12 protein-coding genes are annotated in these 14,249 nt (G+C 42.8%); all 12 read left to right on the plus strand.

Going from position 1 to position 14,249, the window contains the following annotated elements; all coding sequences use genetic code 11:
• The first annotated feature begins 120 nt into the window (after window positions 1-120).
• The 12 genes from NSQ11_RS07960 (at window position 121) to smc (ending at window position 14,238) form a co-directional block, all read left to right on the plus strand.
• Window positions 121-483 carry an Asp23/Gls24 family envelope stress response protein gene (locus NSQ11_RS07960; protein ID WP_008344871.1) on the plus strand — a complete coding sequence of 121 codons (363 nt, stop codon included), beginning with the start codon at window positions 121-123 and terminating at the stop codon, window positions 481-483.
• 15 nt (window positions 484-498) lie between these two features.
• Window positions 499-2,172, plus strand: a complete 1,674-nt coding sequence (locus NSQ11_RS07965) for a DAK2 domain-containing protein (protein WP_270107960.1) — start codon at window positions 499-501, stop codon at window positions 2,170-2,172.
• A gap of 149 nt (window positions 2,173-2,321) precedes the next feature.
• The gene (sdaAB, locus tag NSQ11_RS07970) at window positions 2,322-2,984 is read left to right on the plus strand and encodes an L-serine ammonia-lyase, iron-sulfur-dependent subunit beta (RefSeq protein WP_008344864.1); all 663 of its coding nucleotides are present in this window, start codon (window positions 2,322-2,324) and stop codon (window positions 2,982-2,984) included.
• Between the two features lie 20 nt (window positions 2,985-3,004).
• Window positions 3,005-3,907: an L-serine ammonia-lyase, iron-sulfur-dependent, subunit alpha gene (sdaAA, locus tag NSQ11_RS07975; protein WP_026050092.1), complete on the plus strand. Its 903-nt coding sequence runs from the start codon at window positions 3,005-3,007 to the stop codon at window positions 3,905-3,907.
• Window positions 3,885-5,933 (plus strand): ATP-dependent DNA helicase RecG, encoded by a 2,049-nt coding sequence (gene recG / locus NSQ11_RS07980; RefSeq protein ID WP_342501329.1) that lies wholly within the window; start codon window positions 3,885-3,887, stop codon window positions 5,931-5,933. Before sdaAA ends, recG begins: the two co-directional genes overlap by 23 nt.
• A 112-nt stretch (window positions 5,934-6,045) precedes the next feature.
• Window positions 6,046-6,612 (plus strand): transcription factor FapR, encoded by a 567-nt coding sequence (gene fapR, locus NSQ11_RS07985; protein ID WP_017359102.1) that lies wholly within the window; start codon window positions 6,046-6,048, stop codon window positions 6,610-6,612.
• Window positions 6,613-6,627: 15 nt separating this feature from the next.
• Window positions 6,628-7,626 (plus strand): phosphate acyltransferase PlsX, encoded by a 999-nt coding sequence (plsX, locus tag NSQ11_RS07990; protein ID WP_050827257.1) that lies wholly within the window; start codon window positions 6,628-6,630, stop codon window positions 7,624-7,626.
• 15 nt (window positions 7,627-7,641) lie between these two features.
• A complete protein-coding gene (gene fabD, locus NSQ11_RS07995) occupies window positions 7,642-8,586 on the plus strand; it encodes an ACP S-malonyltransferase (RefSeq protein WP_206116192.1) in 945 nt (314 codons plus the stop codon).
• Window positions 8,586-9,329 carry a 3-oxoacyl-[acyl-carrier-protein] reductase gene (gene fabG / locus NSQ11_RS08000; RefSeq protein WP_008344855.1) on the plus strand — a complete coding sequence of 248 codons (744 nt, stop codon included), beginning with the start codon at window positions 8,586-8,588 and terminating at the stop codon, window positions 9,327-9,329. Before fabD ends, fabG begins: the two co-directional genes overlap by 1 nt.
• An 81-nt stretch (window positions 9,330-9,410) precedes the next feature.
• Window positions 9,411-9,644, plus strand: a complete 234-nt coding sequence (gene acpP / locus NSQ11_RS08005) for an acyl carrier protein (RefSeq protein WP_008344853.1) — start codon at window positions 9,411-9,413, stop codon at window positions 9,642-9,644.
• A gap of 184 nt (window positions 9,645-9,828) precedes the next feature.
• A complete protein-coding gene (gene rnc / locus NSQ11_RS08010) occupies window positions 9,829-10,572 on the plus strand; it encodes a ribonuclease III (protein WP_008344850.1) in 744 nt (247 codons plus the stop codon).
• A gap of 105 nt (window positions 10,573-10,677) precedes the next feature.
• Window positions 10,678-14,238, plus strand: coding sequence for a chromosome segregation protein SMC (gene smc / locus NSQ11_RS08015; protein WP_342501330.1), 3,561 nt, complete (start codon window positions 10,678-10,680; stop codon window positions 14,236-14,238).
• Window positions 14,239-14,249: the final 11 nt, after the last annotated feature.

A 14,249-nucleotide genomic window follows, 5' to 3' on the forward strand; every position in this document is an offset into this window, starting at 1 on the left:
AAAAATCAAGGCTATAGTATAAGTAGGATTGGGTCGGATTGAATGATTTCTTTTAAAAAGAAGGGTCTTATAGTAAAATAGTGATAACTCAGGGCAATTTCTCAAAAAGGGGGAACCAATGTGTCCATTGAACTTAGAACGAAATACGGACAAATTGATATATCAAATGAAGTCATTGCAATGGTGGCAGGAGGCGCTGCGATCGATTGCTATGGTATTGTTGGCATGGCGTCCAAAAATCAAATAAAGGACGGCTTGACGGATATTCTCCGCAAAGAGAACTTCAGCCGGGGTGTTCTTGTGCGTCAAAAAGAAGATCGCATTCATATTGATATGTACATCATCGTCAGCTACGGTACAAAAATATCAGAAGTCGCACATAATGTTCAAACGAAAGTCAAATATACGATTCATCACACGATTGGACTTTCAGTTGACTCAGTCAACATTTATGTACAAGGAGTAAAAGTTACGAACCCGTAGTAAGGAGGAAATATATTGTCTATTAGAAATCTGGGTGGCCGCTCATTTGCAAAAATGATTCTTGCAGGTGCTCACCATCTTTCTCAAAACGCACAAATTGTTGATGCGTTAAATGTTTTTCCAGTGCCAGACGGAGACACGGGGACAAATATGAATTTGTCAATGACTTCAGGGGCAAAAGCAGTTGAAGAAACAAATACCGATCACATTGGTAAGGTCGGGGTGGCTCTGTCGAAAGGGCTGTTAATGGGGGCAAGAGGAAACTCAGGTGTGATCCTGTCTCAGCTCTTCAGAGGTTTCAGCAAAAATATAGAACAAAAAGAAACAATTGACGCAAAAGAATTTGCGCTTGCCTTGCAGGCCGGTGTTGATACAGCATATAAAGCCGTCATGAAACCGATTGAAGGAACCATCTTAACGGTTGCAAAAGACGCAGCAAAGAAAGCGGTTGCTGTTTCAGCAACAGAAGACCAAATCGATCGTGTACTAGAATTAACGATTGAGGAAGCAAGAGCATCACTTGACCGCACGCCAGATCTCCTTCCTGTTTTAAAAGAAGTCGGCGTTGTAGATAGCGGCGGTAAAGGACTTCTTTGTGTATATGAAGGTTTTCTTGCTTCATTAAGAGGAGAAGAGCTTCCCCCTAAAACGGCCTCTTTGCCAACATTAAAAGAATTAGTGAGTGCAGAGCATCATAAAAGTGCACAAAGTCATATGAACACAGAAGATATTGAATTTGGCTATTGTACAGAATTTATGGTGAAATTCGAAGAAGACAAACAGTCCTTTGACGAAAATGCCTTTAGAGAAGAATTAAGCGAATTCGGAGATTCACTTCTTGTGGTATCTGATGATACGCTTGCAAAAGTTCATATTCATGCAGAGCAGCCGGGAGATGTCTTATCATATGCACAGCGCTACGGCAGCTTGATCAATATGAAAATTGAAAACATGAGAGAGCAGCATAGCTCGATCGTCAATGAAGAAAAAGATCACTCGCCTGCTGCACCAAAAGCAACAGCTGCTGAAAAACAGCGCTTTGGAGTAGTGAGTGTCGCAATGGGAGAAGGGATTGCTGACTTGTTTAAAAGTATCGGAGCATCCGTCGTCATTGAAGGCGGGCAGACGATGAATCCGAGCACAGAAGACATTGTCAAAGCAATTGATAGCATTCATGCCGAAACCGTCTTTATCTTACCTAATAATTCTAATATTGTCATGGCAGCTAAACAGGCGGCAACTGTCTCAAGTCGTGAGGTCGTTGTTATTCCGACAAAGACCGTTCCTCAAGGAATGTCGGCACTTCTTTCTCTAAATGAAGCAGCTTCAAATGAAGACAATGAAGCAGCGATGTTAGAAGCGATTGATCATGTGAAAAGCGGCCAAATTACCTTTGCAGTGAGAGATACCCAAATTGATGGGGTCGACATTGCCAAAGGCGACTATATGGGCCTATACAATGGAAAAATCACCTTAACAGCTAAAAATCAATTAGATGCAGCAAAAGAGCTTTTGACCCAAATGGTGACAGAAGATGATGAGATTGTCACAATCATCAAAGGGGAAGATGCATCATCTGATGAGATGGAAGCTTTAGAAGCATATATTGAAGACACATTTGAAGATGTAGAAGTTGAAGTCCACGATGGAAAACAGCCGCTTTATTCATATATTTTGGCTGTTGAATAAAGAAAGAAGGGCATATGAAGCCCTTCTTCTTCTTTTGCATTTTTTTACTATGTGTTCATCGGTGAAATGAGTTGCGGGAATCGAATGAATCCATTAGTCTAAAGGGAGTAACAAACCAATCTGTGATTGGTGATGAGAGGGGAAGACCTATGAAATTTAGAAGTGTGTTTGATATTATTGGACCCGTCATGATTGGTCCATCAAGTTCGCACACGGCGGGTGCGGCTCGTATTGGAAGAGTGGCTCGCAGCTTGTTCGGAAGGGAACCGAAACGAATTGTTGTGTCGTTTTATGGCTCTTTTAAAGATACGTATAAAGGACACGGGACAGATGTAGCCATTATCGGCGGTGTTCTTGACTTTGATACATTTGATGAACGAATCAAAACAGCGATCGATATTGCAAAAAGCAAAGAGATCGACATTGAGTTTAAAGAAGAAGATGCGGTACCAGCGCATCCGAATACAGCAAAAGTAGAAATTTCAGATGCCAATGGAAGCCTTGAATTAATCGGCATTTCCATTGGCGGAGGTAAAATTGAAATCACAGAATTAAATGGCTTTGAACTGAGACTCTCAGGGAATCACCCGGCCATTCTTGTGGTTCATAACGACCGCTACGGGACGATTGCGGCAGTTGCCAATGTGTTAGCGAAATTTGCCATCAATATTGGTCATATGGAAGTGGCACGTAAAGAGGTCGGGCAAGAAGCACTCATGACGATTGAAGTGGATCAGAATATTGACCCAGCGGTTTTAACAGAGCTTGAGACGCTGCCAAACATTATTCAAGTCACACAAATTGCAGAGTAACAACAAGGAGGTTATGTATGATGTTTAAAAACGTCAAAGAACTCGTGCAGCTAACAGAAGAACGGAATACCTCCATTTCAGACATTATGATTACTCAAGAAATGGAAGTGACAGGGAAATCACGTGAAGACATTTTCTCGCAGATGTACCGCAACCTAGAAGTGATGGAACAGGCCGTTGAAAACGGACTGAAAGGTGTGAAATCATTATCTGGTTTAACAGGCGGAGATGCGGTGAAACTTCAAGCATATATCGCATCAGGCAAGACATTGTCTGGTCATACCATTTTAGATGCTGTCAGTAAGGCAGTGGCAACAAATGAAGTGAACGCAGCAATGGGAACGATCTGTGCAACGCCTACTGCTGGCTCAGCAGGTGTTGTGCCAGGAACGCTCTTTGCGGTGAAAGAAACATTAAAGCCAACAAAGGAACAAATGGTCAGATTCCTATTTACATCTGGTGCATTTGGTTTTGTTGTCGCCAATAACGCAAGTATCTCTGGTGCAGCAGGCGGATGTCAGGCAGAAGTAGGATCTGCATCAGGTATGGCAGCAGCAGCTATTGTAGAAATGGCAGGCGGTACGCCGCAGCAATCCGCTGAAGCCATGGCCATCACCCTAAAAAATATGCTGGGTCTTGTTTGCGATCCAGTCGCAGGACTTGTAGAAGTGCCATGTGTGAAACGAAACGCAATGGGCGCTTCTAATGCGATGATTGCAGCAGATATGGCACTTGCCGGCATTACAAGTCGCATCCCTTGTGATGAAGTCATTGATGCGATGTACAAAATTGGTCAAACGATGCCAACAGCTCTTCGTGAGACCGCACAAGGCGGACTTGCTGCAACACCGACAGCAAGGGAGCTTGAAAAGAAGATTTTCGGAGGTGTGACCTCATCTCGTGATACAGAAACTGCAAGATAATATCTCTGCCCTCAAAGGGATTGGAGAAGAAACAGAAAAAACACTAAATGAACTTGGAATCTACACAGTAGCCGACTTACTCGGCTACTTTCCTTATCGATATGACGACTATGAGCTTCGCAACTTAGAAGAAGTCAGACATGACGAACGTGTCACAGTTGAAGGAAAAGTGCACAGTGAGCCCGTTCTCACCTATTATGGAAAAAAACGAAGCAGGCTGACATTCAGGCTGCTTGTCGGTCGTTTTTTGATTACAGCCATATGCTTCAATCGCCCCTATTTAAAACGAAGTCTTGCTTTAGGCGATACGGTATCCGTCACAGGCAAGTGGGATAAAAACCGGCAATCCATTATGGTGCAGGAATTTAAAAAAGGAACACACGAACAAGATGGCAGCATAGAACCCGTTTATTCGGTCAAAGAAAATGTAACCGTGAAAATGATGAGGCGATTTGTGAAACAAGCGTTGTCCCTCTATGTAGACCATGCAGAAGATCCACTGCCAAAGCAGCTTGTGGCTGCTTATAAACTCATGTCTTATCAAGAAGCACTAAAAACCATTCATCTCCCTGAAACGAGAGACTCACTCAAGCAAGCAAGACGACGATTCGTGTACGAGGAATTTCTCATCTTTCAGCTGAAGATGCAGGCGATCAGAAAAAAAGAACGAGAAAAAACATCAGGCATCCAGCATCCATTCTCAAAAGAGGGGGTCTTTGAGTTTGTACATAGCCTGCCGTTCCCGCTGACAAAAGCACAATCAAGAGTGCTTGATGAAATTATGGCAGATATGGCGTCCCCGTACCGCATGAACCGGCTTCTTCAAGGGGATGTTGGATCGGGGAAAACAGCTGTTGCGGCAATTGCTCTTTATGCCGCTCATTTATCCGGCTTTCAAGGTGCGCTGATGGTGCCAACTGAAATTTTGGCAGAACAGCATGCCGATTCACTGTATCAGCTATTTGAAAAATGGGGGCTAAATATTGCTCTTTTGACGAGTTCAGTGAAAGGAAAGCGCCGCAGAGAACTGCTTGAACGTCTGAAAGAGGGAGATATTGATATTTTAGTCGGCACGCATGCCCTTATCCAGGACGAAGTGGAATTTCAGCAGCTTGGTCTTGTTATTACAGATGAACAGCACAGGTTCGGCGTGGAACAACGGAAAAAGCTGCGAAGCAAAGGGCAGGACCCAGATGTTTTGTTTATGACCGCAACGCCGATTCCAAGAACGCTTGCCATCACAGTATTTGGAGAAATGGACGTCTCAGTCATTGATGAGCTGCCAGCCGGCCGAAAGCAGATTGAAACGTATTGGGTGAAGCATGACATGCTTGAGCGGATTCTTGCTTTTGTTGATAAAGAGCTGAGAAAAGGCAGACAAGCGTATATTATTTGTCCACTTATAGAAGAATCAGACAAACTGGATGTCCAAAATGCGATTGATGTTCACAGCATGCTGACAGAGGCGTATCGGGGAAAATGGTCGATCGGCTTAATGCATGGGAAACTTGCCAGTGATGAAAAAGATCAAGTGATGAGAGATTTCACTTCCAATGAAGTGCAAATCCTTGTGTCAACGACAGTTGTTGAAGTTGGTGTCAACGTGCCGAATGCGACCATCATGGTCATTTATGATGCGGACCGCTTTGGACTGTCACAGCTTCATCAGTTAAGAGGCCGGGTCGGACGCGGAGAGCATCAATCTTTTTGTATTTTAATGGCGGACCCTAAATCAGAGACCGGTAAAGAGCGCATGCGGATCATGTCTGAAACAACGGATGGCTTTGAACTGTCTGAAAAGGACTTAGAACTAAGAGGCCCTGGCGACTTCTTTGGCAAGAAACAAAGCGGAATGCCTGAATTTAAAGTGGCAGATATGGTTCATGACTATAGAGCGCTTGAAACCGCTAGAAAAGATGCGGCAGAGCTCGTGCAGTCTGAAGCCTTTTGGACAGAACCTGAATACAAAGAACTTAGGCAAACACTCGTAGACAGCGGTGTGCTAGGCGGAGATAAATTGAGCTGATCAAGTGCTGGAGGAATTTTCTTGTCTTTTTGAAACAAGGATTGATTTATCATCTATGAGATTATATACTACTATTAGTACCTAGTCATAAATGTACGGATGGTGTCTGCATATGAAACTAAATAAAAAAGAACGACAAAAGCTTCTCCAGCAAACGATCAGCTCGACTCCGTTCATTACTGATGAAGAATTGGCAAGTAAGTTCGGTGTAAGCATTCAAACAGTTCGTCTTGACCGTTTGGAGCTGTCAATCCCTGAATTACGCGAACGAATTAAGCACGTGGCCGAAAAGACATTAGAGGATGAAGTGAAGTCTCTTCCGCTGGATGAAGTCATTGGAGAAATGATTGATGTAGAGCTTGATGATCAAGCGATTTCCATTTTTGAAGTGAGAAAAGAGCATGTATTCAGCCGTAACCAAATTGCCAGGGGACATCATCTTTTTGCCCAGGCAAATTCGCTGGCAGTAGCCGTCATCGACGATGAACTGGCTTTGACAGCAAAAGCAAATATTAAGTTTACAAGGCAGGTCAAACAAGGCGAAAGAGTCGTCTCAAAAGCCAAAGTTGCCTCACATGATAAAGAAAAAGGCAGAACCGTAGTTGAAGTAAACAGCTATGTAGGTGAGGAAGTTGTCTTCTCAGGCGATTTCGTCATGTATCGCTCAAAACAAAAGTAAAAGGTGGCACATAACATGAGAATTGCAGTCGATGCAATGGGGGGAGATCATGCCCCTAAAGCCATTATTGACGGTGTGCAAAAAAGCTTAGAAGCATTTTCAGATATCGAGATTACACTAGTCGGCGATGAAAGCAAGATCAAATCATACATAACAAATCATGAACGCATCACGATCTTAGATGCAAAAGAAGTCATTGAACCGACGGATGAACCAGTGCGTGCAGTGAGACGTAAAAAGGATTCTTCTATGGTGAAAATGGCGCAGGAAGTTTCAGAAGGAAGAGCAGATGCCTGTATTTCAGCTGGAAATACTGGGGCACTCATGACAGCAGGCCTGTTTATCGTAGGCAGAATTGATGGTATTGACAGACCAGCACTTGCTCCGACGTTGCCAACACTTGATGGCAGCGGGTTCTTATTATTGGATGTCGGCGCAAACGTTGATGCAAAGCCAGAGCATCTTGTGCAATATGCCATGATGGGATCTATTTACGCAGAGCATGTCTTCCCGAAGAGCAATCCACGCGTTGGACTTTTAAATGTCGGGACAGAAGATAAAAAAGGCAACGATTTAACGAAAAAAACCTTTGAATTATTAAAAGCATCAGATTTGAATTTCATAGGAAATGTAGAATCGCGTGATTTATTAGAGGGTGTAGCTGATGTCGTTGTCACAGATGGTTTCACGGGGAATATCGCCCTTAAAACGATCGAAGGCACAGCCCTTTCTGTTTTTAAAATGCTGAAAGAAACCTTAACATCCAGTTTCACAGCTAAAATAGCAGCAGGTATGATGAAGCCAAAATTAATGCAGATGAAATCTAAAATGGATTACTCCGAATATGGTGGTGCCGCATTATTTGGTTTAAAAGCACCGGTTATTAAAGCGCATGGTTCCTCTGATGAAAATGCGATTTTTCATGCCATTCGTCAGGCGCGCGACATCGTTAAAAAAGACGTTTCAGCTATCATTCATCAAGAAGTTCAAAAAGAAGACACGAATGAGTCGTAATGGAGGTAGAGCAGCATGAGTAAAATTGCTTTTTTATTCCCAGGCCAAGGCTCTCAAAAAATTGGCATGGGAAAAGATTTATTTGACCAAGAAGCAGCATCCAAAGCTGTGTTTGAAGAAGCAGATCAGACCCTTGGTTTTGATTTATCTTCAATGATTTTTGAAGGAGATGCAGAAGAACTGACGCTGACATATAATGCACAGCCAGCTCTTTTAACGACAAGCATCGCGATCTTAAAGAAGTTTGAAGAGAGCGGAGTCAAAGCAGATTATGCAGCAGGGCACAGCCTGGGTGAATATACAGCCCTTGTTGCAGCGGGAGCTCTTTCGTTTAAAGATGCCGTTTTCGCAGTGAGAAAGCGCGGCGAATTAATGAATGAAGCCGTTCCAGCAGGAGAAGGCGCAATGGCGGCGATTCTTGGCTTAGACCAAGCGGCGCTTGTAGAAGTGACAAAAGAAGTGACAGAAAGCGGTCATCTTGTAGAACTAGCGAACTTAAACTGTCCGGGGCAAATCGTCATCTCTGGTACAGCAAAAGGTGTGGAACTTGCATCAGAGAAAGCGAAAGAAAAGGGCGCAAAACGTGCAATTCCACTTGAAGTGAGTGGACCTTTCCATTCTGCATTAATGAAACCAGCAGCTGAAAAATTCACAGATGTATTATCTAAATTAGACATTTCTGATGCCGCGACGCCAGTGATTTCAAACGTAACAGCAGACATCGTGACATCACGTAATGAAATTGAAACGAAGCTGATTGAACAATTGTATTCTCCTGTTCGATTTGAAGAAAGTGTAGAACGCTTGATTGACTTAGGCGTGACAACATTTATTGAAATTGGTCCTGGTAAAGTGCTCTCAGGTCTTGTGAAAAAAGTCAATCGCCGCCTGACGACCATTTCCGTATCAGATCAAGCAACAATTGAAGCAGCTATTCAAACACTCAAGGGGGATTCTTGATGCTTACAAATAAAACAGCCGTTGTCACAGGTGCATCTCGCGGTATTGGCCGTTCGATTGCGATCGATTTGGCGAAAAAAGGTGCCAATGTTGTGGTGAACTATTCAGGCAACGAAGCAAAAGCAAATGAAGTCGTCGATGAGATCAAAGCACTTGGCCAGCAGGCTTTTGCTGTCAAAGCGGATGTGTCAAATGCAGAAGAAGTACAGGCATTAATGAAACAAGCCGTTGATACATTTGGTTCAATCGACATTCTTGTGAATAATGCTGGAATTACAAAGGACAACCTGCTCATGAGAATGAAAGAAAATGAATGGGATGATGTCATTAACATAAACTTAAAAGGTGTCTTCAACTGTACAAAAGCTGTGACACGTCAAATGATGAAACAGCGCAGTGGAAGAATCATCAATGTAGCATCTGTTGTCGGCGTTTGCGGAAACCCTGGACAAGCAAACTATGTTGCAGCAAAAGCTGGTGTGATCGGATTAACGAAAACAACAGCGAAAGAGCTGGCAAGCCGTCATATTACAGTCAATGCCGTAGCACCAGGCTTTATTTCTACTGATATGACTGACAAGCTTGATGAGAATGTTCAAACAGAAATGCTTAAGCAAATCCCGCTCGCACGCTTTGGTGCGCCTGAAGATATAAGCAACGTTGTTGTCTTTTTAGCTTCAGAAGGAGCAGGTTATATTACAGGCCAAACCATCCAAGTGGATGGCGGAATGGTTATGTCCTAAGAAATATCAAAATTTCGTTACGTTTTCTCTAGTTTTTTAAAAACGAATCAACTATAATACTTTGAGGGGAGGTGAAAGGCAATGGCAGACGTATTAGAGCGTGTATCAAAAATTATTGTAGACCGCCTTGGCGTTGATGAGGCTGACGTGAAAATGGAAGCTTCATTTAAAGAAGATTTAGGCGCTGATTCCCTTGATGTAGTTGAGCTAGTTATGGAACTTGAAGATGAGTTCGATATGGAAATTTCTGACGAAGATGCTGAAAAAATTGCAACAGTCGGTGACGCTGTGAACTACATAAATAACCAGCAATAAGCGTAACAAAGTCCCGTCTATTTTCATGGCGGGACTTTGAAAATTTATGTTAGTTTCAACATATTCAGCTGATCAATTGTCAGCCTTTTTCAGATGCTAAGGAGCACGGTTTCCTTGCATGTAGAAAGAGAGACTCCATATAATCAGTATCCTTAAAGGCGATGACGCCTACCTGGAGGTTGCTATGCCAAAACAATATAAAGACAAACAGAAACAGAGCAAAAAACTAGAGCAATTCAGAGAATTTCAGCAGCGCATTTCTGTACACTTTAAAAATGAGAAACTACTCTATCAAGCCTTTACACATTCCTCTTATGTGAATGAGCATAGGAAAAAACCTTATGAGGATAATGAAAGACTTGAATTTTTAGGGGACGCTGTTTTAGAATTGACGATCTCACAGTTCTTATTTGCAAAGTACCCAGCCATGAGCGAGGGAGATTTAACAAAACTGAGAGCGGCGATCGTATGTGAGCCATCACTTGTGTCATTAGCGCATGAGCTGTCCTTCGGAGACCTTGTTCTTTTAGGAAAAGGGGAAGAAATGACAGGCGGCAGAAAGCGTCCGGCACTCTTAGCAGACGTATTTGAGGCGTTTATCGGAGCGCTTTATTTAGATCAAGGACTTGAGCCTGTTGAACGATTCCTAGAAGCCTATGTATACCCGAAAATTAATGACGGGGCATTCTCACATGTCATGGACTTTAAAAGCCAGCTTCAAGAATTTGTTCAGCGAGATGGAAAAGGTGTACTTGAATACCGAATCCTGCATGAAAAAGGTCCGGCACATAACCGGGAATTTGAAGCCAATGTATCCCTTAGAGGAGAAGTGCTCGGGATTGGAAATGGCCGTTCAAAAAAAGAAGCCGAACAGCATGCTGCACAGGAAGCACTTGCTAAATTACAGAAACATCATATGAACCAATAAAATCCCCCTCGTGATTCAGGGGGATTTCACTCTGTTTTCCATCATCTTTTTTCAGTTCATATGGTAAGATAATAGTACTTTAAATACATAAGGAGGATCACTCTCATGTTCCTCAAACGTTTAGACGTGATAGGATTCAAATCTTTCGCACAGCGAGTGACTGTAGACTTTGTCAAAGGGGTTACAGCTGTTGTTGGACCAAACGGAAGCGGCAAAAGTAATATTACTGATGCGATCCGCTGGGTACTTGGAGAGCAATCAGCAAAAAGCCTCCGCGGAGGAAAAATGGAAGACATCATTTTTGCAGGAAGTGACTCAAGAAAACGAGTCAACTTAGCAGAAGTGACATTAACGCTCGATAACGAAGATCACTTTTTGCCGATCGATTTTCACGAAGTCAGTGTGACAAGAAGAGTCTATCGTTCTGGAGAAAGTGAATTTCTCATTAACAATCAATCTGTCCGCTTAAAGGATATTATTGATCTTTTCATGGATTCAGGTCTTGGAAAAGAAGCTTTTTCGATTATCAGCCAAGGTAAGGTAGAAGAGATTCTATCGAGTAAAGCTGAAGAAAGACGTAGCATCTTTGAAGAAGCAGCTGGTGTCCTGAAATATAAAACAAGAAAGAAAAAAGCCGAGAATAAACTGTTTGAAACGCAGGACAACTTAAACCGGGTAGAAGATATTCTGCATGAACTAGAAGATCAAGTAGAACCACTAAGAATGCAGGCATCTATTGCAAAAGACTATCTGCAAAAGAAAGAAGAACTTGAAAATGTAGAAATTGCTCTCACCGTCCATGATATTGAAGCACTGCACAAAAAATGGACAACACTTGGTGAAGCTGTCGAGCGGTTCAAACAAGATGAAATGAAGCAGTCAACAGACATTCAAGCGAAGGAAGCCAAAATCGAAGAATCGAGAGACCGTATTCAGGCACTTGACGATTCGATTCATGACCTCCAAGAAGTCCTCCTTTTCACAAGTGAAGAACTAGAAAAGCTTGAAGGGAAAAAAGAAGTTCTAAAAGAACGGAAAAAAAATGCGGCTGCTAACCAAGGGCAGCTAGAAGACACGCTCGTGCGTTTAACCAAAAAACAGGCGTTGTTAACGGAAAAGATTGAACAGCAGAAAGTCACACGTGACAGCCTGCAAACAGAAGTGCAGCAGCTAAAAGATGAAGTGAAAACAAAACAACATCAGCTGTCTCTTCATAGTGAAGATGTGGAAGGGCAAATTGAACAGCTAAAAAGCGATTATTTTGACCTGTTAAACGAGCAAGCTTCTATCCGAAACGAACGCACATTACTAGAAGAACAGCAGCGCCAAGCAGCCTTGCAGCTAGAGCGGTTAACGCAAAATAATCAGAAACATATCGAAGAACGGGTGTCTGTGAAGGAAAAGAAAACAGAAGCCGAGAAGCAACTTTCAGAACGAGAAGAAGACATTTTGGCTCAGGTGAAACGCTTTAGAGAAGCGGAACAAAAGCTAGAGCAGATGAAACGTCAATACGAGAAAAAAGAAACGGCTCTTTACCAAGCCTATCAATATGTACAGCAGGCAAAATCTAAAAAAGAAATGCTTGAATCCATGCAGGAAGACTTCTCAGGATTTTTCCAAGGAGTGAAAGAGGTTTTAAAGGCAAAGGACCGGTTAGGTGGTATTCACGGGGCGATTGCAGAGCTGATTCAAACAGAGCAGCAACATGAAACAGCGATTGAAATCGCACTTGGCGCAGCCACGCAGCATGTCGTTACTGAAAATGAAGCGGCTGCCAGACAGGCCATTGGATACTTAAAGCAGCATTCCTTTGGTCGTGCGACCTTCCTGCCGATGAACGTCATCAAAGAACGAACCATTCAGTTCAGAGATATTCAAACAGCTGAGCAGCATGACGCATTTATCGGCGTAGCGAGTCAGCTCGTTTCCTTTGATGAAAAGTATGAAAAAGTCATTCGGAATTTGCTTGGAACAGTCCTAATCGTGAAAGACTTAAAAGGTGCCAATGAGCTAGCGAAAATGCTTGGACATCGTTATCGTATCGTGACCCTTGATGGGGACGTGGTGAACCCAGGCGGTTCAATGACTGGGGGCGGCGTAAAGAAAAAGAACAATTCCCTCCTCTCCAGAAACCGAGAGATTGAAACATTAACAAAGCAACTCGTTGAAATGGAAGAAAAAACAACGATTCTTGAAAAAGAAACAAAAGAAACGAAGCAATCGATTGCCGAAAGCGAAGTCCAATTAAATGAATTGCGTCAGCGCGGCGAAATGCTTCGAGAAAAGCAGCAAGAGTTAAAAGGGACCTTATATGAACTGCAAGTAGCAGAAAAAAATATTAACGCTCATCTAGAGCTCTATGATCAAGAAAAAGAAGAGTTGCAGCAGCGCTCTAGCGAACTTGCGAGCAAGGACAAAGAGCAGGCAGCCCTTGAAACATCTATAGGTGAGAAACTGACCTCTCTTGACGAAGAGATCAACACGTTAACAAAACGGAAGCAGACCCAAAGCTCAACGAAAGAAACCATTTCTTCCGAATTAACAGAGCTGAAAATCTCGCTTGCCAAAAAAGAGCAGTCTTTAGCAAATGAACAAGAAAAACTGTCGAGCTTAACGGCTGAATTAGAAGAGGCTGAAAAGACGCTGACGGAAACAAAAGAAGATTTGTCCCTCTTAACAAGTGAAATGTCATCTAGCTCAAGCGGCGCCGAACAACTGGAAGAAGCGGCAAAAGAGAAACTGGAACATAAAAACAAAACGACAGCGCTTATCTCAGAGCGACGCAAACAGCGCCTGGCTCTTTCTGAAACATTAGAATTCGCAGAACGTGAACTGAAAGAGCAAAAACGCCTGTATAAACAGCTCACGACAAGCTTAAAAGATGAAGAAATCAAGCTTGGCCGCATGGAAGTTGAACTTGATAACCTCATCGCTTATTTAAACGAAGAGTATGCCCTTTCGTTTGAAGGAGCAAAAGAAATGTATCATCTGACGCTATCGCCGGATGAAGCAAGAAAACGCGTGAAATTGATCAAACTAGCCATTGAAGAGCTTGGAACAGTGAACTTAGGCAGCATTGACGAGTATGAACGTGTGAATGAACGTTTTCTCTTCTTAACTGAACAGCGCAATGATCTGACAGAAGCGAAAAATACGTTATTCCAAGTCATTGAAGAAATGGATCAGGAGATGACGAAACGTTTCTCTGAGACATTCTCTCAAATCCGCGGGCATTTTGAATCTGTTTTCCAAGCATTATTTGGCGGAGGAAGAGCAGACCTTAAGCTCACAGATCCAAACGATTTACTAAACTCAGGCGTCGATATTGTGGCGCAGCCGCCGGGGAAAAAGCTGCAAAATCTAAGCCTACTTTCAGGCGGAGAAAGAGCATTAACAGCCATCGCTTTATTATTCTCGATCTTAAAAGTGAGACCAGTACCATTCTGTGTGCTAGATGAGGTAGAAGCGGCACTTGATGAAGCGAATGTGTTCCGCTTTGCTCAGTATTTAAAGAAATACAGCCAAGAAACACAGTTCATTGTGATTACACACCGAAAAGGAACCATGGAAGAAGCAGATGTTCTGTACGGTGTCACGATGCAGGAGTCAGGTGTCTCAAAACTGGTATCTGTCAAACTAGAGGAAACGAAAGAGCTTGTCCAGTAATTAAAGGAGGT

It is taken from the genome of Bacillus sp. FSL W7-1582 (assembly GCF_038593325.1).
Classification (GTDB): Bacteria; Bacillota; Bacilli; order Bacillales; family Bacillaceae; genus Bacillus; species Bacillus altitudinis.